At 66.7% G+C, this 21475-nt stretch carries 19 protein-coding genes; 14 read left to right on the top strand and 5 right to left on the bottom strand.

Annotated features, from left to right (window positions below; all coding sequences use genetic code 11):
* Positions 1–16: 16 nt before the first annotated feature.
* Together ubiA and AC1RHV_RS11850 are read right to left on the bottom strand one after the other, a co-directional pair.
* Entirely contained in the window at positions 17–943 is a 927-nt protein-coding gene (gene ubiA, locus AC1RHV_RS11855) for a 4-hydroxybenzoate octaprenyltransferase (protein ID WP_054457303.1), read from the bottom strand.
* Between the two features lie 216 nt (positions 944–1159).
* A complete protein-coding gene (locus tag AC1RHV_RS11850) occupies positions 1160–2359 on the bottom strand; it encodes an aminotransferase-like domain-containing protein (protein ID WP_119451792.1) in 1200 nt (399 codons plus the stop codon).
* Between the two features lie 179 nt (positions 2360–2538).
* On the opposite strand from AC1RHV_RS11850, the gene AC1RHV_RS11845 reads away from it, so the two are divergent.
* The 6 genes from AC1RHV_RS11845 (at position 2539) to AC1RHV_RS11820 (ending at position 8883) form a co-directional block, all read left to right on the top strand.
* Complete coding sequence (locus AC1RHV_RS11845) at positions 2539–3024, top strand: GAF domain-containing protein (RefSeq protein WP_054457149.1); 486 nt, start codon at positions 2539–2541, stop codon at positions 3022–3024.
* 318 nt (positions 3025–3342) lie between these two features.
* Entirely contained in the window at positions 3343–4239 is an 897-nt protein-coding gene (gene dapA, locus AC1RHV_RS11840; RefSeq protein WP_054457147.1) for a 4-hydroxy-tetrahydrodipicolinate synthase, read from the top strand.
* A 123-nt stretch (positions 4240–4362) separates the two neighbouring features.
* On the top strand, positions 4363–5139 hold the full coding sequence (locus AC1RHV_RS11835; protein WP_306634650.1) for a sterol desaturase family protein: 777 nt from the start codon (positions 4363–4365) through the stop codon (positions 5137–5139).
* Positions 5099–6031 (top strand): fatty acid desaturase family protein, encoded by a 933-nt coding sequence (locus AC1RHV_RS11830; protein WP_254593331.1) that lies wholly within the window; start codon positions 5099–5101, stop codon positions 6029–6031. The genes AC1RHV_RS11835 and AC1RHV_RS11830 overlap by 41 nt, the downstream gene beginning before the upstream one ends.
* Before the next feature lie 33 nt (positions 6032–6064).
* A complete protein-coding gene (locus AC1RHV_RS11825) occupies positions 6065–7987 on the top strand; it encodes an iron-containing redox enzyme family protein (protein ID WP_492300893.1) in 1923 nt (640 codons plus the stop codon).
* Positions 7987–8883 carry a DUF6999 family protein gene (locus tag AC1RHV_RS11820; RefSeq protein WP_054457139.1) on the top strand — a complete coding sequence of 299 codons (897 nt, stop codon included), beginning with the start codon at positions 7987–7989 and terminating at the stop codon, positions 8881–8883. The genes AC1RHV_RS11825 and AC1RHV_RS11820 overlap by 1 nt, the downstream gene beginning before the upstream one ends.
* A 4-nt stretch (positions 8884–8887) precedes the next feature.
* Here the strand turns inward: AC1RHV_RS11820 and AC1RHV_RS11815 are convergent, their stop codons facing one another.
* Positions 8888–9760 (bottom strand): MurR/RpiR family transcriptional regulator, encoded by an 873-nt coding sequence (locus AC1RHV_RS11815; RefSeq protein ID WP_119451790.1) that lies wholly within the window; start codon positions 9758–9760, stop codon positions 8888–8890.
* Between the two features lie 26 nt (positions 9761–9786).
* Positions 9787–11118, bottom strand: coding sequence for an aspartate aminotransferase family protein (locus AC1RHV_RS11810; RefSeq protein ID WP_346544670.1), 1332 nt, complete (start codon positions 11116–11118; stop codon positions 9787–9789).
* Positions 11119–11239: 121 nt separating this feature from the next.
* Here AC1RHV_RS11810 and AC1RHV_RS11805 point away from each other — a divergent pair, with 121 nt between their 5' ends.
* The 8 genes from AC1RHV_RS11805 (at position 11240) to clsB (ending at position 20589) form a co-directional block, all read left to right on the top strand.
* Positions 11240–12220, top strand: coding sequence for a Bug family tripartite tricarboxylate transporter substrate binding protein (locus AC1RHV_RS11805; RefSeq protein ID WP_310533194.1), 981 nt, complete (start codon positions 11240–11242; stop codon positions 12218–12220).
* A gap of 12 nt (positions 12221–12232) precedes the next feature.
* The gene (locus AC1RHV_RS11800; protein ID WP_492300890.1) at positions 12233–13729 is read left to right on the top strand and encodes a M81 family metallopeptidase; all 1497 of its coding nucleotides are present in this window, start codon (positions 12233–12235) and stop codon (positions 13727–13729) included.
* Between the two features lie 160 nt (positions 13730–13889).
* Positions 13890–15173, top strand: a complete 1284-nt coding sequence (locus AC1RHV_RS11795) for a putative Na+/H+ antiporter (protein WP_492300889.1) — start codon at positions 13890–13892, stop codon at positions 15171–15173.
* Between the two features lie 230 nt (positions 15174–15403).
* On the top strand, positions 15404–15712 hold the full coding sequence (locus AC1RHV_RS11790; protein WP_054457129.1) for an FmdB family zinc ribbon protein: 309 nt from the start codon (positions 15404–15406) through the stop codon (positions 15710–15712).
* A 16-nt stretch (positions 15713–15728) separates the two neighbouring features.
* Positions 15729–16394, top strand: coding sequence for a DUF502 domain-containing protein (locus tag AC1RHV_RS11785; protein ID WP_370881493.1), 666 nt, complete (start codon positions 15729–15731; stop codon positions 16392–16394).
* 40 nt (positions 16395–16434) lie between these two features.
* Positions 16435–18222, top strand: a complete 1788-nt coding sequence (gene aspS, locus AC1RHV_RS11780; RefSeq protein WP_054457125.1) for an aspartate--tRNA ligase — start codon at positions 16435–16437, stop codon at positions 18220–18222.
* A 292-nt stretch (positions 18223–18514) separates the two neighbouring features.
* A complete protein-coding gene (locus tag AC1RHV_RS11775; protein ID WP_054457124.1) occupies positions 18515–19381 on the top strand; it encodes an endonuclease/exonuclease/phosphatase family protein in 867 nt (288 codons plus the stop codon).
* Positions 19378–20589 (top strand): cardiolipin synthase ClsB, encoded by a 1212-nt coding sequence (clsB, locus tag AC1RHV_RS11770; RefSeq protein ID WP_492300888.1) that lies wholly within the window; start codon positions 19378–19380, stop codon positions 20587–20589. The genes AC1RHV_RS11775 and clsB overlap by 4 nt, the downstream gene beginning before the upstream one ends.
* Before the next feature lie 10 nt (positions 20590–20599).
* Here clsB and AC1RHV_RS11765 read toward each other — a convergent pair whose 3' ends face one another.
* Positions 20600–21469, bottom strand: a complete 870-nt coding sequence (locus AC1RHV_RS11765) for a DMT family transporter (RefSeq protein WP_492300886.1) — start codon at positions 21467–21469, stop codon at positions 20600–20602.
* Positions 21470–21475: the final 6 nt, after the last annotated feature.

The following is a 21475-nucleotide window of genomic DNA, read 5'->3' as shown; positions in this document are numbered from 1 at the left end:
CCGCGCCGGCAGGACGTCAGCGGATCAGCGTGCCGGCCAGTGCGGCGGCGACCAGCAGCGCGCCCAGCCAGAGGTTGGCGCGGAACAGCATGAAGTTGCGGTCGGGGCGCTGGATGTCGAAGACCTTCAACTGCCACGCCAGGTGCACGGCCACCGCCACCATGCCGACCTGATAGGCCCACGACAGGCCGATGGCGTAGCCGCCCCAGGCCCACAGCACGATGGTGGCCAGATAGAAGCCGCCGATCCAGAGCTTGCCCTGATCGCCAAAGCGCATGGCGGTGGAATGCAGGCCCAGGCTGCGGTCGTCGCGCACGTCCACGTAGGCGTAGATGCTGTCGTAGCCCACCTGCCACAGCACGGCGCCCGCCCACATGGCGATGGCGGCCAGCGGCACGTGGTTCTGCGTGTCCGACCAGGCCATCAGCATGCCCCAGTTGAAGCAGATGCCCAGCACCACTTGCGGCCAGTAGGTGACACGCTTGCACAGCGGGTAGATGAAGACGAAAGGCAGCACGGCCACGGCCAGCCAGCGGCTCATTTCGTTCAGGAAGAACAGCAGCGACCCGCAGACCAGCAATTGCCCGAGCAGGAACCAGACCGCGTTCTTCATCGTCAGCTGGCCGCTGGTCAGAGGGCGGAAACGCGTGCGCTCGACGTGCTTGTCGAAGTTGCGGTCGCACATGTCGTTGACGGTGCAGCCGATGCCGCGCATCAGCAGGGCGCCCAGCGAAAACACGATCAGCCGCTGCAGGTCCGGCAGGCCGCCCGCGGCCTGGATCAGCGCCGCAATGGCCGGCAGCAGGGTCAGCCAGGTGCCGATCGGGCGGTCCAGGCGGCACAGGCGGGCATAGGGCCGCCAGGACTTGGGCAGCCAGCGTTCGACCCAGTCGGTGAAAACGATGTCGCTGAGGTCGACGGGAGATTGTTGGGGGGCGCTCACTGTCACGGCGAAACGGAATGGGAAAACCAAGAGCATAAAACAACGGCGGCCGGACATCGCGCCCGGCCGCCGTTCATGTCCTACCCCCCCTTCGAGGCACCCGCGTCATATCGTCACTGTCGTGGCGAAAGCGGGGCCGCACGGATCCGGGCTCCGCCGGTCCGTAGCGGCGCCCCCCTGGGGGGGAAGCGCCACAGGCGCTTCGGGGGGGACCTACTACACCTCGGCTTTTAGCAGCTTGCCGAGGATGGCGATGCCGCGGCGGATCTTGTCTTCCGGCACGGTGGCAAAGCTCAGGCGCAGCGTGTTGGTCTTGCCGGCGCCGCAATAGAACGGCGCGCCGGGCACGAACGCCACGTTTTGCGCGATGGCCTTTTCCAGCAGCTTGGTGCTGTCGATGTGCTCGGGCAACGTCAGCCAGATGAACATGCCGCCTTCCGGCTTGGTCCAGGTGACGGTGTCCGGGAATTCCTGCTTGATGGCATCCAGCATGCAGCTGCCCTGAGCGCGGTAGATCTCGCGGACGTTGGGCAGGTGCTCTTCCAGGAAGCCTTCCTTGACGATCTCGTACACGGCCATCTGCGTCAGCGTGGGCGTGTGCAGGTCGGTGGCCTGCTTGGCTTGCACCAGTTTGTTGATGAGCGGGCGTGCGGCGGCGATGTAGCCCAGGCGCAGGCCGGGGGCCAGCACCTTGGAGAACGTGCCCAGGCGCACGACGTTGGCGCCGTACTCGGCGGCCAGCGCGATCAGGCCCGGCTGCGGTTCGCCTGCGTAGCGCAGTTCGCCGTAGGGATCGTCCTCGACGATGGTCAGGTTCAGTTCCGCGGCGCGCTTGACCAGCGCGATGCGGCGTTCCAGGCTCAGCGTGCGGCCGGTGGGGTTCTGGAAGTTGGGCAGGGCGTACAGGAAGCGGGCGCCTTCGGCCAGTTCAGGCGTGATGGCTTCGGGGATCAGGCCGCCTTCGTCGGTGGGCACCGGCACGAAGTTGGGCTGGTACAGGCTGAACGATTGCAGCGCGCCCAGGTAGCTGGGGTCTTCGACCAGCACCTTGCTGTCCTTGTCGATCAGCACCTTGCCCAGCAGGTCCAGCGCTTGCTGCGAACCCGACACGATCAGGATCTGGTCGGCGGCGACGCTGGCGCCGGCCTTGTTCAGGTCGTCAGCAACCCATTGGCGCAGCGGCGCAAAACCTTCGGTGGGGCCGTACTGCAGCGCGGCGCGACCGTTGGTGGACAGTACCTTGTCGAATGCCGCGCGAACTACCTCTACCGGGAAGCCGCCGGGCGCCGGCAGGCCGCCAGCGAACGAGATGACTTCGGGGCGCTCGGTTACCTTGAGGATTTCGCGGATGGCGGAGCTGGTGAGTTGCTGGGCGCGTTCCGAAAAGGAAAACGCAGGTTCGAGAGGCTTGTCCATGGAGTGCTTCTTGATCAAGAAGGGTAGGAAAATACGGGCGGTTGATCCCTTGGGGTGGCCCGGCGGAAAAAACATTCGGCAAAAAACTATTGTCCCACACGGCAGCGGCCCGGCCCCCTTAATGGCGCCAAGCCCTAAAATCACCTGCATCGATAACCGCCTGTACAGTTACATTTCCCATGTTCGAAGCCGCTCCCATCGTCGCCGATTCCAAGGCCGCCCTGTATGCCGGACTGGTCGCCCAGGCCCGCGCCCTGCTCGAAGGCGAGCATGACCGCATCGCCAATGCCGCCAACCTGAGCGCGCTGGCCTATCAGGCCCTGCCCGAACTGAACTGGGCGGGCTTCTATTTCTACGACGGCACGGAACTGGTGCTGGGCCCCTTCCAGGGCAAGCCGGCCTGCGTGCGCATCCCGCTGAACCGCGGCGTGTGCGGCGCGGCCGCCAGCCAGCGCCAGACCCAACTGGTGCCCGACGTGCATGCCTTTCCCGGCCACATCGCCTGCGATGCGGCCTCGCGCTCCGAGATCGTGGTGCCGCTGGTGCACCAGGGCCAGTTGATCGGCGTGTGGGACGTGGACAGCCCCGTGCCCGACCGCTTTGACGAAGACGACCGCCAGGGCATGGAAGCCCTGTGCGCGGTGTTCCTGGCCAGCCTGGGCTGAGGCGCGGCGTTGACAGCGTTGCGGGCTCCCGGTAGATTCCCGCATCTGCGCTTGCAGACCACTGCATTCAATCCATACATGATTCATCAGGCCAACCAATCCGCTTTCCCGTTCCGCGCCCAGGGCGTGGTGCTGGTTTGCGCCGGCCTGAAATCCAAAAAACAGCCGCTCATCTGACCGGAGCATGCTGTTCCGTCTGATGGGCGACGGAACAGCGGCCTCCTGGCGGCGCTTGGCGCCGTCCGCGCATCCTCTAGTATCCCGAGCACTTCTGTACGGTCCCCAACCACGGTCCGCTTACACCGAAGGAGTGTTCTCATGCAATCTCATCATCAATCTCCGATCCAGGGCGTCTGGGTGCCGCTGGTCACGCCGTTTGCCGGCGGCGCCGTGGATGGCGGGGCCTTGCGCCGGCTGGTGCGCCACTATGCCGCCGCGGGCGTGGACGGGCTGGTCGTGTGCGGCAGCACCGGCGAGGCCGCATCGCTGGATGACGCCGAGCAACTGGCGGTGCTGGACGCCGTGCTGACCGAAGCGGGCCGGCTGCCCGTCATCATGGGCCTGGCGGGCAACCACCACGGACACGTGATGCAGCGCCTGGCCGCCTTCGGCACGCGTCCGCTGGCCGGCATCCTGGCGCCCGCGCCGTATTACGTGCGGCCCGGCCAGGAAGGCGCCGCCGCCTATTTCCGCTGCCTGGCCGATGCCTCGCGCTTCCCCCTGGTGCTCTACGACATTCCCTATCGCACCGGCACGACGCTGGACACGGCGACGCTGCTGGCGCTGGCCGCGCACCCGAACATCGCGGCGATCAAGGACTGCGGCGGTTCGCTGGAAAAGACCATCGCGCTGATCGCCGACGGCAACATGCACGTGCTGGCAGGCGAGGACCTGCAGGCGCTGTCCGTGATGAGCCTGGGGGGTTCGGGCATGATCGCGGCCGCCGCGCATATCCGCCCCGATCTGTTCGTGGCCATGCATCAGGCGGTGAAGGCGCAGCAGCTGGACTTGGCCAGGAAGCTGTTCCACGCGCTGGTCCCCATCATCCAGCTGACGTTCGCCGAGCCCAATCCCGGCCCCCTGAAGGCGCAGTTGGGACGGCAGGGCCTGCTGAGCGAGGAGCTGCGCATGCCCATGCCGTCCGCCAGCGCGGGCTTGGCCGCGCGCATGGACGCCGCCGTGGCGGGGCTGAACCGGCAATATCCCTGCCAGTAGCACGAACTTGGTGAGCAGTCCGCCAGCTTTGTGGCCTTCGGATTCATTTTGTAATAAATGTCCTACCGGGAAGCTGACGGATTGCTTATCATGCGCCCATTCTTCGGGTGAAACAGAACGTTCATGGCCCAAGCTTTTGTAGCCTTGTCCGCCTGGCAAGTCATGCTGGCGGGCCTGCTTTTCTTCGGCGGCATCTATCTGGTCTTCGGTGCGGCCACCTGGCTGCTGACGCACCACATCCTGCCGGCGCTGGGCATCGGACGCCCGCTGGATCCGCGTCCGCTGGCGCCGGGGCAACTGCGGCGCGAGTTCGCGCAATCCGGCCTGTCCATCCTGCTGTTCGGCACCGGAATGATTTTTCCGTGGGGCCTGTTGCAGCTGGGCTGGGCGCACCTGGATCCGGATGCCAGCTGGCAAAAGATCACGCTCGAAATCCTGGTGCTGGTGGCCTGGAACGACGTGCATTTCTGGATCAACCACCGCCTGCTGCACACCAAGCTGCTGCGCCGCTTCCACTTGCCGCATCACCGTTCGGTCGTGACCACGCCGTTCTCGACCTATAGCTTTCATCCCATCGAGGCGCTGATGCTGGGCAACGTGATCATGCTGCCCATGGTGCTGCATGACTTCAGCTTCTGGTCGCTGGCGTCGGTGCCGCTGTTCAGCCTGTTCTTCAACTGCATCGGCCACGCCAACTACGACTTCTTCCCCAATGTGTCCTACGCGCATTGGTTCGCCGCCAGCCGCCGCCATCATCTGCACCACGCCTGCTACAACGGCAATTACGGCTTCCAGTTCACCTTCATGGACCGCCTGTTCCGCACCCGCCTGAAGGCCGAGGCGGCGCAGTCCCAGCTGAATGCTTTCCGGCAACGAGAATCGCTTGGCGGGCGCGCTTAAGCGGCAGCGCCGGCTGCCGTCGCTGCGCAACCGGCGCGACTGGCAAAGCCTGGCCTATCTGGGCGCATTGCCCGCGCTGGCGGCCTGGCAATGGGTGCACGGGTTCTGGTGGCCGCTGTACGGCCTGATGCTGTTCCTGACCCTGGGCGTGGGTGTCATCCACCACAACCACACGCATATCCGCATGTGGCGGGGGCGCTGGACCAACCGCGCCACCGATTTCTGGATCACGCTGCTGCAGGGCCATCCGACCTTCGTGTTCTACCCGGCGCACGTGGCCAATCACCACCGCTACAAGCACGGCGCGCGCGACGTGGCGCGCACCTACCGCTTCGGTGGCGACACCAACCATCTGTGGGGCTACCTGATCCATCCCTTGCAGGCCGGCTGGGTGCTGTACCCGCTGTTCTTCGCCTGGCTGGGCCGCCTGCGCCGCCACTGGCCGGGCGCCTGGCGCTATTGCATGGCGCAGTACGGCGTGTGGCTGGGCCTGTGGGGCGGACTGCTGGCCGTGAATCCCATGAAAGCGCTGGTGTTCGTCATCGTGCCGCAGTTGCACGGCCTGCACTGGCTGCTGGCCACCAACTATCTGCAGCATGCCCATGCCGACGGCGGCCCCCGGGCCGTCGCGGGCCTGAACTATGCGCGCAATTTCGAAGGGCTGGTCAATCCGCTGCTCTTCAACATCGGCCTGCATACCGCGCACCACGAGCACCCGCGGGCGCACTGGTCCGAACTGGAGCGCCTGCATCGCGAGCAATACCGCAGCCGCGTGAATCCGGCGTTGAACGAGCCCGGCCTCACGCCCTACATGTTCCGCGTGTTCGTGCTGGGCGCCTTCCTGCCTCGCTTTCGCAGCCGTTCATGCATGGCGCCCGAGCACATCCGCTAGCGCCACACACCCTATATCCACCAGAGGCCTCTCATGCCCATCGCGTTTCATCGTGTCTATCTGGAAAGCGCCGGCTATTTCATGCCGGGCGAACCCGTGTCCAACGATGCCATGGACAGCTACATCGCGCCGCTGAATCGCATGTCCAGCCGCATCAAGAGCCGCATCCTGGCCGAGAACGGCATCAAGCAGCGCTACTACGCGATCGACCAGGAAGGCGCCACGGTGTTCAGCAACGCGCAACTGGCGGCCAATGCCATCCGCGATTGCCTGCGGCGCAACGACAGCGACCTGTCCGCCGTGTCGCTGCTGGCCAGCGGCTCGTCGGGCGGGGACGCGCTGATGCCGGGCTTCTCCAACATGATCCAGGGCGAGCTGGCCGTGCATCCGATGGAAACTTTGTCGGTGCACGGCATCTGCGCCGCGGGCGTATCGGCCATCCAGACGGCCGCGCAGGGTGTGGAGCTGGGCGGCCATGCCAGCGCCCTGGCCGTGGCCAGCGAGCTGCCGTCGCGGCTGTTCAAGCGTTCGCGCTTTGCGGCGCGCGGCTACGACGCCGACTTCGACGCGCATTTCCTGCGCTGGATGCTGTCCGACGGCGCGGGAGCGGTGCTGCTGGGCAATAGCGGCCGGCCCCTGCCGGGCGCTTCGCAGGGCGTGCGCCTGCGCTTGAAGTGGGTGCACCAGCGCTCGTTCTCGGGCGACTATCCGGTGTGCATGCAGCTGGGCCTGTCGGCCGACCGCGCTCGCGGCCATCTGGACTATCCGTCCTGGAACGAGGCCGAGGCCGACGGTGCGCTGTCGCTGCGCCAGGACATCCGCCTGCTGCCGCACCTGTTCGACATCGGCATCCATGAATACGCCAAGCTGGTGCGCGACGGCTGGGTGGATCCGGATCAGGTCGACCACTTCCTGTGCCACTACTCATCGGAGAAGTTCATTCCGGTGGTGGAAGACCTGATGGAGAAGGCCGGCCTGGTGATCCCGCGCGAGCGCTGGTTCAGCAACCTGGCGTGGCGCGGCAATACCGGCGCGGCGTCCATCCTGATCATGCTGGCGGAGTTCCTGGAAACGCGCGAAGTGAAACCGGGCGAGCAGATCTTCTGCTACATCCCGGAATCAGGCCGTTTCATGGCCGCCTACATGCTGCTGGAGGCCGAGGCCGTCCACGCCCCGCAAGTCGCCGCGGGCGCGCCGGCCGCGGCTGCGCCGCGCGAGGACGCGAACAGCGATGACGCTGCCGCCATCGCGCCGCCGCATGACCCGGACATGGCGCCCCAGGGCCTGGGCCAGCTGCTGACCGAATTGGCCGCAATCTGGCACGACTACCGCTCGCGCGTGTGGCGCACGCCGGTGGTGCGGCGCCTGCGCAACCGCCAATTCCAGACGGCCGACTACCTGAACTGGATGGAGAACTGGATTCCGCAGGTGCGCGAAGGCAGCAAGTGGATGCGCGAAGGCGCGGCCTCGCTGACGGAGCAATACGCGCCGCTTGCGGCGTTGATCGACACGCATGCGGGCGAAGAGCAGAACGACTTCCAGATCCTGTTCCAGGACTATCGCACCGCGGGCGGCGAGGTCGCCGACATTGACGCCCTGCGCCGCAATCCCGGCGGCGAAGCGCTCAACGCCTATCTGCACGGCCTGGCCGCCACGCGCGACCCCATCGGCCTGCTGGGCGCCATCTACATCATCGAAGGCACGGGCCAGCGCATCGTGCCGGCGCTGCTGCCGCTGCTCAAGGCCAGCCTGAAACTGCCGCCGGACGCCTTCCGCTTCCTGGAGTATCACGGTCACAACGACGAGCATCACCTGGCGCGCTGGCTGTCGGCGGTGGAACTGGCGCTGGATTGCGATGAGGACGGCCGCGCCGAGCAGCGCATCGTCGACACGGCGCGCCGCACGGCCGCGCTTTACCTGATGCAGTTCCACCACGTGATGGAAGGCGAGGCGTGATGAGCAAAGAACCCGAGTTCCTCGCCAAGCCGCACGATCCCGCCGATCCCAGCCCCTGGCTTGCGCTCTACCTGGACCGCAGCACGCCCTTGCCGGACAAGGTGAAGAAGGCCTGGCTGACGGATTCCAGCTGCGCTTCGCGCCAATACCTGCTGCCGTTCCTGCGGCCGTTGGCGCGCGCCTTCATCATCCTGATCCAGGTCATCAAGACCTTCCTGCCGCGCCGCTGGTCGCATTCGAAGCTGCTGCACCGCATCCTGGCGTGGGGCTTGAAGCGCTTCGTGTCGCCGGAGGCCAACTGGCTGATCCTGCGCCACTTCCACCTGGGCGCGCAGATTCTGTCGTTCATCGCCGCCAACTCGCCGGTGCCGGTCACGACCACGCCGCTGGAGCCGCGCGATATCGATGACCTGAAGGACGAACTCTTCGTCAAGCATGACCTGAACCTGTTCAACTTCGTCATCCGCCTGAACCAGGCGCTGCGCGATGCGGGCGTGGAAATGCATGCGCCGCAGCGGGTCGATTTTTCGATGATCCGTGATCCCGATCTGCGGCTCGAAGACATGCCGCAGGGCAAGCTGAATTTCCTGGACCTGCAAAGCGCCATCGAGCTTTTCACGCCGCTATATCAGCTGATGCTGACCGACAATGACTTCTGGCGCGCGGCCAATTCGCTGCAGCTGGACGAGACCATCGGCATCTATGCGGCCAAGCTGCTGGGCGCGCCGCAGCACCTGATCCTGGTCAACAACAACCATCCGCTGGTGCCGATGTCGACCCTGCGCGCGGGCTACCGGCTGGTGCTGCACGGGCTGTCCACCGAGATGCTGCACAGCCTGCTGATGGAAATGAAAGAGGCGCAGCAAGGCGGGGAGCCGCCCGCGCCGATCGCCTGAGTCCTTACCGCTTTTCGGCGTATACGCCGAAGCGTTGCAACTGGGCTTCGCTGTTGCCGATTTCGCGCAGGCTCTCCTCGCCGCTGTGCGCCACCAGCATGGCGGCCAGCGTCTGCGCGATGGACAGCGCAGGCACCACCGAGGGGAACAGCGAGGGCGTGTCGTTGGCCACCAGCAGCAGCGCCTTGGCGCCCGGGGCGATCGGCGACACTGCGCTGTCCGTGACCGCCACCACGCCGGCGCCGCGCTCACGCGCGAATTCCACGGCCGTGACTGCCGCCTGCGCATAAGGCGCCTGGCTGAAGGCGACCAGCGCGTCATCCGGTCCGATGCGGCGCAACTCATCGGCCAAGGTGCCGCCGACGCCGCTGAGCAAGGTCACCTTGTCCAGGAACATGCCGCAGGCATAGCTGAAGTGATAGGCGGCTGGATACAGGCTGCGCAGACCGATGACATAGATGCGGCGCGCGCCCGCCAGCAGGCCATGCGCGGCCTTCAGCGCGGGCAGGGCGGCGGGACCCAGGCTGCTGCCCAGGTTGCGCACTTCGGCGTCGAGGATGTCGGCGACCAGCCCCGCGTCTGCGTCGTGCTGTGGACGCTTGCGCAGCGCGGTGGCGCGGCCCGCGAAGCTGGACCCGCCTTCGGCCAACCAGTCGCGGTAGGGCTGGCGGAACGCTTCGTAGGTATCGAAACCCAGCTGCCGCGCCAGGCGTAGCATGACGCCGGCCTGCACGCCGGCATGGCCGGCCGCGGCGCGCATCGACTCCAGGGCGATGTCCTTGGGATGATCGATCGCATAGCGGGCCGCCTGCCGCAGCTTGGGCGGCAGGGCGGAAAACTGGGCTTCGATCAGTTTGTCGATGGCGGCTTTATCCATCTGCGCTCCGGGTAAGGTGCCGCGTATTATGGCGCATCGTCCGCCAGCGCCAGGTCGATGGCGCTGGCCAGCGCGTCCACCGCGAAGGCCAGTTCATCGGCCGTGCTGAGGTAGGGCGGCGCCAGCAGCACGTGGTCGCCAAGCTTGCCGTCTATGGTGCCGCCGCCCGGATAGCACAGCAGGCCCAGTTCGCGCGCCTGCGTCTTGATGCGCGCATGCAGGCGGCGCTGCGGCGCGAACGCGCGCAGGCTGCCGGGATCCTCGGCCAGCTCCACGCTCCAGAACAGGCCCCGGCCGCGGATGTCGGCGACGTGCGGGTGTCGTTCCAGGCGCGCTGCCAGCATGGCGCCGAACTGCGCGCCCATGTCGGCGACGCGCGCCACCAGCTTGTCGCGCAGCACGATGCGCTGCACTGCCAGCGCCGCGGCGCAAGCCACCGGATGGCCGACGTAGGTGTAGCCGTGCTGGAACGAGCCAGAGCCCGCGTTGATGGCGCCGATGACGCTGTCGTGCGCCAGCACCGCGCCGATAGGCACATAACCGCCGCCCAGACCCTTGGCCAGCGTCAGCAGATCCGGCACCACGCCTTCCTGCTCGAAGGCGTGATAACTGCCGGTGCGGCCTAGCCCGCACATGACCTCGTCCAGGATCAAGAGCACGCCATGGCGGTCGCATACCTGGCGGATCTTGCGAAAGTAGCCCGGTACCGGCGCGACCGTTCCCGCAGTGGCGCCGACCACGGTTTCCGCGATGAAGGCGGATACCGTGGTCGGACCCAGCCGCAGGATCTCTGCGTCCAGTTCCGCCGCCAGGCGGTCGGTGTATTGCTCGTCGCTTTCCCCGGCTTCGCGGTAGTGCAGGGCAAAGCAGGGCGAGACGTGATGGCTTTCGATCAACACGGGCTGGTACAGCGCGCGGCGGCCTGCGTTGCCGCCCACCGACAAGGCCGCCAACGTGTTGCCGTGATAGCTCTGGCGCCGTGCGATGTAGCGGTAGCGCCCGGGCTCGCCGCGCTCGACGTGGTACTGGCGCGCCATCTTCAGGGCGGTCTCGACCGCTTCCGAACCGCCCGAAACGAAGTAGGCGTTGCCCAGGCCCGCCGGGCTGTTGGCCGCCAGGAGATCGGCCAGTTCTTCGGCGGCCGGGGTGGTGAAGAAGCTGGTGTGCGCGTATTCCAGCGCGTCGAGCTGCGCGACGGCCGCGGCGCGCACTTCGGGGTGAGCGTGTCCCAGGCACGAGACCGCCGCGCCGCCCGAGGCGTCGAAGTAGCGTCGGCCTTCCTGGTCGACGATGAAGCTGCCTTCGCCCTTGATGGCGATGGGCAGGGGGCTGGAGTTGCGATGGATGATGCGGCTCATGGCGTCGTGAGTGGTGTGGTTTGTCAAATAAAACACATGGTATATTTGTTGTGAAAATAAACCAAACGGTTTTATTGCCACGTAGGCCGTTGCATCGTCATCATTCGCTCAAGGGGGCGTCATGAAGTTTTCCCATCTGTTGCGTCGTTGGACTTTCGGGATTGCGGCGGCTGCCGCGTTGGGCGCGGCTGCTCCGGCCAGCGCCGCCTGGCCGGAGCAGCCGGTGCGCCTGGTGGTGCCGTTCGCCGCTGGCGGCACGACCGACTTGCTGGGCCGCCTGATGGCCGAAGGCCTGGGCGCGGAACTCGGCCAGTCCGTGGTGGTGGTCAACAAGGCCGGCGCGGGCGGCAGCCTGGGCGCGTCCGAGGTGGCGCATGCACAGCCGGACGGCTACACCTTGCTGCTGGGCACGCCCGGCACGCAGATCATCAACGCCTACGTCTACAAGAAGATCGGCTACGACCCGGCCAAGGACTTCGCGCCGGTCGCCTACGTGGCGCAGGTGCCCAACGTGGTGCTGACCCATCCCGGCTCTGGCCTGAAGAGCATGGACGACCTGCTGCGTACCGCGCGCGCCGAGCCCGGCCGCCTGAACTGGGGATCGCCCGGCGTGGGCAGCTCGGGCCATCTGGCGCTGGAGATGATCAAGCGCATGGGCAAGGTGGACATCCGCCACGTGCCGTACAAGGGCGCGAGCCAGGCCAATAATGACCTGCTGGGGGGCCAGATCGACCTGTCGGCCGACAACCTGCCCACCGCCTTGCCGCTGATCAAGGCGGGCAAGCTGGTGGCGCTGGGCGTGACCTCGGCCCAACCAGTGGCCGCCGCGCCGGGCGTGGCCGCCATTGCGCAGTCCGTGCCGGGATTCGAACTGACCTCGTGGTTCGTGGTGATGGCCCCGGCCGGCACGCCGCAGCCCGTCATTGACAAACTGAACGCCGCCGCCCAGCGGGTGCTGGATGCGCCCGCCACGCGCGAACGCTTGGCCGCCTTGGCCGCGCAGCCCATGGGCGGCACGCCGCAAGCCTTGGCGCAGCATCTGCAGACGGAGCGCGAGAAGTACCGCGTCCTGATCGAAGGCACCGACATCCGTCCGGAATAAGCGGGGAAACGCATGGGCAAGCGCACGAAGAAAAGGCTGGCGGTGGCGCGCTTCTGGTACGAAGGCAACGCCTTCTGTCCGGCGCCCTGCACTATGGCGGATTTCGAACGACGCGAGTGGCGCAAGGGCGGCGACGCCCTGGCCGCCGCCGCCGGCACGGCCACCGAACTGGGCGAAGTGGCCGAGTTCGCCCGCGCGCATCCGGACTGGGAGGTCGTGGCCTTGCGCTGCGCGTCCGCTCTGCCTGGCGGGCCGATAGACGACGCCGTGCACCGTGCCTTTACCGAAGAGGTGCTGGCCGGACTGGCCGCGGATGAGGATGGCTGGGACGCCGTCTACCTGTCGTTGCATGGCGCCGCCATCACCGACCTGCGCCAGACACCCGATCTGGATTTCGTGCGGGCCGTGCGGGCCTTGTTGCCCGACGTGCCCCTGGGCGCGAGCTTCGACCTGCACGCCAACCTGGCCCCTGAGCTGGGCGGCCTGCTGGACTGCGCCAGCGGCTACAAGACCTATCCCCACATAGACATGCGCGAGGCGGCGAGCCGGGTGCTCGACATGTTGCTGCGCACGCAGGCCGGCACGCTGTCGCCGCGGGTGCTGGTGGCCAAGCCGGACCTGCTGTTGTCCAGCTTCAACATGCGCACCGATGCCGGGCCCATGCGCGAATTGCAGGATCTCGCGGCAGTCCAGTGCGGCGAGGGCGTGGTCGAAGTCTCGGTGTTTGGCGGCTTTCCGTATGCGGACACCGTCGATACCGGGGCATCGGTGCTGGTGGTGGCCGACATGACTCGCGATGCCGCCGGCGCGCGGGCGCAGGCCGTGGCCGAAACCATGAAGGCGGAGATGCGGCGTCTGGAGCCCGCGTTTGCGGTCACCTTGCCGACGCCGCAACAGGGATTGGCGCAAGCCGTGGAAGCGGCGCGCGCGGGCGGCCTGGTGGCCGTCACCGACCCGGGCGACAACCCCTTGTCGGGAGGCGTGTGCGACACGCCGGCGCTGTTCCGCGCCTTGCTGGATGCGTCGATCGACCTGCCTTGCGTGTTCGCCAGTTTCGCGGATCCGGAGGCAGTGCAGCGCGTGCACGAAGCGGGCTTGGGCGGCCACTGCGAACTGGAACTGGGCGGCCGCGTGAGCCGCGATTTCGGCGCGCCGGTGCGTGCGGCGTTCCGGGTTGAACGCTACACCGATGGCGAATTCAGCAATACGGGTCCGATGGAAACGGGCGTGCGCACGAGCTGCGGCCGCACCGCGCTGCTGTCGCTGCGCGACAGGCCCAATGTGCAGGTCATCGTCACCGAGCTGGTGGCGCCGGCCAACGATCCGGGCTTCTTCACCTTGCATGGCCTCGATCTCGATCAGGTGCGGCTGCTGTGCGTGAAGGCCAAGAACCACTTCCGAGCGGCCTTCCTGCCGCTGTGCGCTGCGATCATCGACGTCGACGCGCCCGGCCCCGCGGCGCTGGACCTGCGGCTGCTGCCGTTCCGGCATGCGCGCAGGACGCATTGACCAGCGCGCAAGACCTGCGGGAATAGCGGCGCGGACCTGCGCGCCTTGGTGTTGACCCTGCGTTACACGGCAAGGGCCTTGCGCTATATTGCGACCCTTGTCCCGCAGGCCCGCCGGGCGGCGTCCGCGCTGTCGTATCCCTCTTCCGGAAGTCGTTTACATGCCCCAGACACTTGAAGTCATCGCCACCCTCCTGTTCGCCGTGGCGGTTCTTCATACCTTCTCGGTTCCGTTCTTCGCGCGGCTCGCGCACCGTGGCGGACCGCATGCGGGCTTCTGGCATCTGTTCTCCGAAGTCGAGGCCGTGTTCGGCGTCTGGGCCTTCGTGCTGATCGTGGCGATGGCGGCGCTGGCCGGCCCCTCGCATGCCATCGAGTACATGGACACGCGCAACTTCACCGAGCCGCTGTTCGTCTTCGTGATCATGGTGGTGGCGGCCAGCCGGCCTATATTGGAACTGGTGGGGACGCTGGTGCGCCTGGTGGCGCGCGTGCTGCCGCTGCCGCGCGAACTCGCCACTTTCTTTGTCGTGATGTCGCTGGTACCGTTGGGCGGCTCCTTCATCACCGAACCCGCCGCGATGACGCTGGCTGCCATTCTGCTGCGCGACGCCTATTTCCGCAGCAGCGGGCGCGCGGGCTTCAAATACCTGACGCTGGGCGTGCTGTTCGTCAACGTCTCCATCGGCGGCGTGCTGACTTCCTATGCCGCGCCGCCCGTGCTGATGGTGGCCTCCACCTTCGGCTGGGACTCCACCTTCATGGTGCAGCATTTCGGCTGGCGCGCCGCGATTGCCGTCTGCCTGAATGCGGCGCTGTTGACCTTCATCTGCCGCAAGGCGCTGCTGGAGCGCTCGGTGGGCACGGGCGGCGGCGTCGACGCGCCCGAAGGCGGCGATGCGCGCGGGCCGGTGCCGCTGCTGGTCATGCTGGTGCACCTGGTCTTCCTGGTCGCCGTGGTGCTCAGCGCGCATCATCCGGCCATCTTCCTGGGCCTGTTGATGATGTTCATCGGCTTTGCCGAAGCCTACAAGCGCCACCAGAGCCGCCTGATGATCAAGGAAGGCCTGATGGTCGGCTTCTTCCTGGCCGGGCTGGTGGTGCTGGGCGGCCTGCAGAAGTGGTGGCTGCAGGACCTGCTGGGCGGGCTTGAACCTTTCGTGCTGTTCTGGGGCGCTACCGCGCTCACCGCCATCACCGACAACGCCGCGCTGACCTACCTGGGCTCGCTGGTCGAAGGCACCAGCGAGGCCTGGCGCTACATGCTGGTGGCCGGCGCGGTCACGGGCGGCGGGCTGACGGTGATCGCCAATGCGCCCAACCCGGCTGGCTTCGCCATCCTGAAGAACCACTTCCCGGACGGCAGCATTTCGTCGGGGCGGCTGTTCATGTCGGCCCTGGCGCCGACCCTGGTGGCGGCGGTCATGTTCCTGCTTCCTGTCTAGGGAGACGGCCCTCGGGATGCCCCTGAGGCGCCGCCCAAGGCGGGCCGCCGGGGCCGGACACCGGCCGTTCACGAAAAACCGCTAAAATTCAAGACTTTCCCGTATTTTTTCCGGCCTCGCCCACCCGCCGCTTTCCGTTCGGACCAGGTCTTGCGACCCGATCCGGCCCCGGACATTGCGTCCGGCGACAGCGGCTCTTGATATGCCGGGCCCGCGCCTGGGAGCCCTAGATGCCCATTTACGCTTACAAGTGCAGCGCCTGCGGCCATGCCAAAGACGTCTTGCAGAAGATTTCCGATGCGCCGCTTTCGGTTTGCCCCGAATGTGGCGAAAGCACGTTCTCCAAGCAGGTGACCGCGGCTGGGTTCCAGCTCAAGGGCTCCGGCTGGTATGTCACGGACTTCCGCGGCAACGGCAGCGGCGGTTCGGCCTCGGCCAGCACGCCGGCCCCGGCTGAAAGCGCCGCGCCCGCAGCCGCAGCCGCGCCCGCAGCTCCGGCCGCCCCGGCGACGCCTGCAGCCGGTAGCGCCGCCTCCTAGAGCACACGCGATGCGTATGCGCGTCATCAAGAAGTACTTCATCACCGGCCTGCTGATCTGGGTTCCCCTGGTCATCACGGTGTGGGTGCTGGGCTTGCTGGTCGCGACCCTCGAAGGGTTCGTGCCCGGCTTCCTGTCGTCCGAATCGCTGTTCGGCATCGACATCCCCGGCTTCCGCTTCGTCCTGGTCATCGTGGTGGTGCTTCTGACGGGCGTATTCGCCGCCAACCTGATCGGCCGCACCATGGTGGACCAGTGGGAAAACCTGCTGGGACGCATACCGCTGGTGCGTTCGATCTACAACTCGGTCAAGCAGGTCAGCGATACCGTGCTTGCTCCGAATGGTCAGGCGTTCCGCCGCGCGGTGCTGGTGCAGTATCCGCGCGCCGGCAGCTGGACCATCGCTTTCGTTACCGGCACGCCCAGCGGCGAAGTGGCCGACCGGCTTCCCGGCGATCACATCAGCGTGTACGTGCCGACCACGCCGAATCCCACGTCCGGCTTTTTCCTGATGGTTCCGCGCGCTGACGTCATGGATCTTCAGATGAGCGTGGACGCGGCATTGAAGTACATCGTTTCCATGGGCGTGGTCGCCCCGGTCCAGGCGGCGACGCCCGCGGACCGGCCGGCCGCGCCCGTCCCGGCTCCCGGCGTGCAAGACACGCCTCGCGCCGATTTGTAACCCTTACGCTATAACCAAGCACATAAACGGAGTCCCCCGCATGCGTACCTGCTACACCGGCCAGGTTTGCCGTGACCATCTCGGCCAGACCGTCACCCTGTACGGCTGGGTGAACCGCCGCCGCGACCACGGCGGGGTCATCTTCATCGACCTGCGCGACCGCGCGGGCCTGGCGCAGATCGTGTTCGATCCGGACAATGCCGCCTTCGCCACCGCGGAGCGCCTGCGCAACGAATTCTGCATCCGCGTCACCGGCCTGGTGCGCGAGCGTCCGGCGGGCACCGCCAACGCCGAGCTGGCTTCGGGCGAAATCGAAGTGCTCTGCAAGGAAGTCGAGATCCTGAACGCGTCGGTCACGCCGCCGTTCCAACTGGACGACGACAACCTCTCGGAAACGACGCGCCTCACGCACCGCGTGCTGGACCTGCGCCGTCCGCAGATGCAGCGCAACCTGATGCTGCGCTACCGCGTGTCCATCGAAGTGCGCAAGTTCCTGGACCAGCTGGGCTTCATCGACATCGAAACCCCGATGCTGACCAAGAGCACGCCCGAAGGCGCGCGCGACTACCTGGTGCCTTCGCGCGTCAACGCCGGCCACTTCTTCGCGCTGCCGCAATCGCCGCAGCTGTTCAAGCAGATGCTGATGGTGTCCGGTTTCGACCGCTACTACCAGATCACCAAGTGCTTCCGCGACGAAGACCTGCGCGCCGACCGCCAGCCCGAATTCACCCAGATCGACTGCGAAACCTCGTTCCTGAACGAGTTCGAGATCCGTGAAATCTTCGAGAACATGATTCGCCACGTGTTCAAGGTGGTGCAGGACGTCGATCTGCCGACGCCGTTCCCGATCATGACCTGGACCGAAGCCATGCGCCGCTACGGCTCGGACAAGCCGGACCTGCGCGTGAACCTCGAATTCACCGACATGACCGACGTCATGCGCGACGTGGACTTCAAGGTGTTCGCCGCCGCCGCCACGGCGCCCGGCAGCCGCGTGGTCGCCTTGCGCGTGCCGGGCGGCGCCGAGATGTCGCGCAGCGAGATCGACGGCTACACCCAGTTCGTCGGCATCTACGGCGCCAAGGGCCTGGCCTACATCAAGGTCAACGAAGTGGCCAAGGGCCGCGACGGCCTGCAATCGCCCATCGTCAAGAACCTGCATGACGCTGCCCTGGCCGAACTGGTCAAGCGCACCGGCGCGCAGGACGGCGACATCATTTTCTTCGGCGCTGACCGTGAAAAGGTCGTCAACGACGCCATCGGCGCGCTGCGCGTGAAGATCGGCCACAGCGAATTCGGCAAGAAGACCGGCCTGTCCACCGCCGGCTGGAAGCCGCTGTGGGTTGTCGACTTCCCGATGTTCGAATACGACGAGGAAGACGGCCGCTACACCGCCGCCCACCACCCCTTCACCAGCCCGAAGGACGGCCACGAGGACTTCCTGGAATCCGATCCCAGCAAGGCTTTCGCCAAGGCCTACGACATGGTGCTGAACGGTTGGGAAATCGGCGGCGGCTCGGTCCGTATCCACCGCGAGGAAGTGCAGAGCAAGGTGTTCCGCGCGCTCAAGATCGGCGCCGAGGAAGCCCGCGAGAAGTTCGGCTTCCTGCTCGACGCGCTGCAATACGGCGCGCCTCCGCATGGTGGCATCGCTTTCGGCCTGGATCGCATCGTCACGATGATGACTGGCGCCGAATCGATCCGCGACGTGATCGCCTTCCCGAAGACCCAGCGCGCCCAGTGTCTGCTGACGCAAGCGCCGTCCGAGGTCGACGAGAAGCAATTGCGCGAACTGCACATCCGTCTGCGCAACGTAGAAACGAAGTGATCCCCCCCGAAGCGCCGTAGGCGCTTCCCCTCCCAGGGGGGGCCGCTACGGACCGGCGGAGCCGGATCCGTGCGGCCCGGCTTGGGGGGCGTTGTTTGCTTGCGGGGTTCGCGTCTCGATTGAGCAGTGAAAGTTGTTGTTCCTGGAGGGCAGGGGCGTGCGCCGCAAGCGCAGGAACTGTCTTCTGAATTGGAGTAATCTGGCAAACGCCGCCTGCTTGTGGGCGGTGCTGGCCGGGCTGCTTTTTTTGCTGCGGCCGGTGGTTCCCCAGTTTTGAAAGGCGCCATTTTCCATGTCGCTCATCCGCGTCGTCAGCTACAACATACATAAGGGCCGCTCGGCATTGGGCCGGCGCGACTCCCTGAACGAATTGCGTCTGGGCCTGTATGGCCTGCGTCCGGATCTGGTCTTCCTACAGGAAGTCCAGGGCCGCAATGAGCAGAAATCCCTGCTCGACGCCCAGCACGAATCGCTTGCCGCCGCCTTGCGGCTGGACGTGGCCTACGGCCGCAATGCCATCCGCCATGAGACGGACCACGGCAACGCGCTGTTGTCGCGTTTCCCTATCCTCGACCACGAAAACCAGGACATCTCCGACCATCGGCTGGAGCAGCGCGGACTGCTGCACGCGCGCATCGAACTCGACGGGCGCGCGGTGCATTGCTTCGTCGTGCACCTGGGCTTGTTCGCCGGCAGCCGCAGCCGCCAGATCCTGGCGCTGACCGAGCGCATCCGCCGCATGGTGCCGGACGGTGAGCCGATCCTCATCGCGGGTGATTTCAACGATTGGGGCGACCGTCTGGCGCCCCTGTTCGTGCAGCAGCTGGGCCTGTATGAAGTGTTCTCGCATGCCCCGCGCAGCCATGGCGGCGAATTGCCGCGCCTGCGCGACTCCGTCAAACGGCTGAGCAACGCGCTGCGCGGGCTGCCCAATAGCGGCGTGTCCGTCATGGAACGCACCAATCAACTCGGCATGGATGGCAATTCGCGCCTGCTGCTGCCGCCGCCCCGCACCTTCCCCGCGGTGTTCCCCTGGTTCCGTCTGGACCGCATCTACCAGCGCGGCTTTGCCGTGCGCAGCGCGCGCGTGCTGCGCGGCCGCGAATGGGCCAGGCTTTCCGATCATTCCCCCTTGCTGGCCGAGCTGGAACTGCCGTGAGGGCAGAGCAGTCCAAGCTGGACTGGACGGTGGGCAACGATATCCGGTTGCTCCAGAACGGCTCCGACTTCTTTCCGGCGCTGTGCGCAGCCATCGACGCCGCCCAGGTCAGCGTGCACCTGGAAACCTACATCTTCACCCCGGACCGCACCGGTTCCCAGGTGTTGGACTGCCTGGAGGCGGCCGTGCGGCGCGGAGTCAAGGTGCGCGTGGTGCTCGACGGTTTCGGCAGCGCAGAGTTCGTCGATCCCTTGCGTACGCGCCTGACCAACGCCGGCGCGCAGTGCCGCATCTTCCGTCCCGAGCCGCGCTGGTTCGCGCGCTACATTCCGTCGCGCAGCCGGCTGCGCCGCCTGCACCGAAAGGTCACTGTGGTCGACGGGCGCATCGCCTTCATCGGCGGCATCAACATCATCGACGACTACGATGACCGCGATCCGACGGACGGCATCACCGGGCCGCGCTTCGATTTCGCCGTGCAGATACAGGGGCCGCTGGTCACCGAGGCCGCCTATGCCCAGGAACTGCTGTGGGTGCGGCTGAACTGGGCGCGCCTGCGCCGTCATCCGCGCGACTGGAACCGCATGCGGCTGCTCAAGCCGCGCCACGCTTCCGTGGCGCCCTGTGGCGACCTGCGCGCCGCGCTGGTGCTGCGCGACAACCTGCGCTTTCGCCAGACCTTCGAGCGCGCCTATCTATACGGTATCGCGCATGCGCGCCGCGACATCCTGATCGCCAACGCCTACTTCTTCCCCGGCCGCCAGTTCCGCCGCGCGCTGGCCAAGGCTGCGGCGCGCGGCGTGCGCGTGCGCCTCTTGCTGCAGGGCAAGATCGAGTACCGCATGCAGTACCACGCCACGCGCTCGCTGTATGACCAGCTGCTGCGCGACGGCATCGAGATCTACGAATACATGCCGAGCTACTTGCACGCCAAGGTGGCGGTCATCGACAACGTGGCGACGGTGGGCTCGTCCAATCTGGACCCCTTCAGCCTGCTGCTGGCGCGCGAAGCCAACGTGGTGGTGGACGACCAGCCATTCTCGTGGGACCTGCAGGAACGGCTGGAGACCGCCATCCGGGAGGGCGGGCGCTTCATCCGACCGCTGGAGTATCAGCGCCGGGGATGGCTGCGGCGCTGGGTCGACGCGGTGTCCTACACGCTGCTGCGCATCGGGGTGGCGCTGACGGGGACGTCGGACAAGTACTGAGCGCGGGCGTTCAGGCGCGCCGCTTCAGCAAGCCCAGCGCCAGCGCCGTGCCGACCAGGATAATGGCCGCGCCTGCCGCGATCGACGGCGTGATGCTCTCGTCCAGGAACCACGATCCCCACAGCACGCCGAAGATCGGCACCAGGAAGGTGACGCTGACGGCGCCGGTGGGGCCGACATTGGCGATCAGACGGAAGAAAATGATGTACGCCGCGCCCGTGCACAGCACCGCCAGCAGGATGGTGGCGATCCAGGCCTGCATGGACGCTGGCGCTTCGGGCCAGTGCGTGACCGCAAGCGGCAGCAGCACCAGCGTCGCGCCTATCATGCTGCCGGTGGCGTTGGCCAGGGCATCCACGCCTGTCAGGAAACGCTTGGTCCAGTTTGCTGCAATGCCATAGAACACCGGCGCCGACACTGCGGCCAGGACCGCTGGTCCGGTACCGCCATCGCTGAAGTTCAGCTTGTCCCACACCAGCACGACGATGCCGACCACGCCTATCAACAACCCCAGGGAGCGCGTCCAGGCGAGCTTGTCCTTCAGCCACAGCCAGCCGATGACCGCGCCCCATACCGGCGTCACGGCATTGGCTACCGACAGGAAGCCTGCGCCCAGCGATTGGGCTGCATAGGCGAACAGCAGGAACGGCACGGCCGCGTTCAGCACGCCCACCATCAGCAAGGCTTTCCAGTGCCGGGCGATGACGGGCAGCTTGCCGCGCCACAGCGCGGCGGGCAGCAGGACCAGCGCGGCCAGCCCTACGCGCAGCTCGATCAGTGCAATCGGTCCGAATTCCGGCACCGCCAGGCGCATGAACAGAAAGGAGCCGCCCCAAACGGCGGCCAGGAGCAGCAGATCCAGCAAATTGCGTTGACGCATGTTCAG

It is taken from the genome of Achromobacter sp. GW823-FHT04E03 (assembly GCF_058796095.1).
This window is presented reverse-complemented; position numbering and strand designations above follow the sequence as displayed.

Excerpts from the sequence above, each read along its gene's own strand:
- AC1RHV_RS11765 (WP_492300886.1), bottom strand. The coding sequence starts at position 21,469 with ATGCGTCAACGCAATTTGCTGGATCTGCTGCTCCTGGCCGCCGTTTGG.
- AC1RHV_RS11810 (WP_346544670.1), bottom strand. The coding sequence starts at position 11,118 with ATGAGCCGCATCATCCATCGCAACTCCAGCCCCCTGCCCATCGCCATC.
- AC1RHV_RS11850 (WP_119451792.1), bottom strand. The coding sequence starts at position 2,359 with ATGGACAAGCCTCTCGAACCTGCGTTTTCCTTTTCGGAACGCGCCCAG.
- AC1RHV_RS11775 (WP_054457124.1), top strand. The coding sequence starts at position 18,515 with ATGTCGCTCATCCGCGTCGTCAGCTACAACATACATAAGGGCCGCTCG.
- AC1RHV_RS11835 (WP_306634650.1), top strand. The coding sequence starts at position 4,363 with ATGGCCCAAGCTTTTGTAGCCTTGTCCGCCTGGCAAGTCATGCTGGCG.
- aspS (WP_054457125.1), top strand. The coding sequence starts at position 16,435 with ATGCGTACCTGCTACACCGGCCAGGTTTGCCGTGACCATCTCGGCCAG.
- AC1RHV_RS11825 (WP_492300893.1), top strand. The coding sequence starts at position 6,065 with ATGCCCATCGCGTTTCATCGTGTCTATCTGGAAAGCGCCGGCTATTTC.
- AC1RHV_RS11790 (WP_054457129.1), top strand. The coding sequence starts at position 15,404 with ATGCCCATTTACGCTTACAAGTGCAGCGCCTGCGGCCATGCCAAAGAC.
- AC1RHV_RS11800 (WP_492300890.1), top strand. The coding sequence starts at position 12,233 with ATGGGCAAGCGCACGAAGAAAAGGCTGGCGGTGGCGCGCTTCTGGTAC.
- AC1RHV_RS11830 (WP_254593331.1), top strand. The coding sequence starts at position 5,099 with ATGCTTTCCGGCAACGAGAATCGCTTGGCGGGCGCGCTTAAGCGGCAG.
- AC1RHV_RS11785 (WP_370881493.1), top strand. The coding sequence starts at position 15,729 with ATGCGCGTCATCAAGAAGTACTTCATCACCGGCCTGCTGATCTGGGTT.
- AC1RHV_RS11805 (WP_310533194.1), top strand. The coding sequence starts at position 11,240 with ATGAAGTTTTCCCATCTGTTGCGTCGTTGGACTTTCGGGATTGCGGCG.
- AC1RHV_RS11845 (WP_054457149.1), top strand. The coding sequence starts at position 2,539 with ATGTTCGAAGCCGCTCCCATCGTCGCCGATTCCAAGGCCGCCCTGTAT.
- AC1RHV_RS11815 (WP_119451790.1), bottom strand. The coding sequence starts at position 9,760 with ATGGATAAAGCCGCCATCGACAAACTGATCGAAGCCCAGTTTTCCGCC.
- dapA (WP_054457147.1), top strand. The coding sequence starts at position 3,343 with ATGCAATCTCATCATCAATCTCCGATCCAGGGCGTCTGGGTGCCGCTG.
- AC1RHV_RS11795 (WP_492300889.1), top strand. The coding sequence starts at position 13,890 with ATGCCCCAGACACTTGAAGTCATCGCCACCCTCCTGTTCGCCGTGGCG.
- AC1RHV_RS11820 (WP_054457139.1), top strand. The coding sequence starts at position 7,987 with ATGAGCAAAGAACCCGAGTTCCTCGCCAAGCCGCACGATCCCGCCGAT.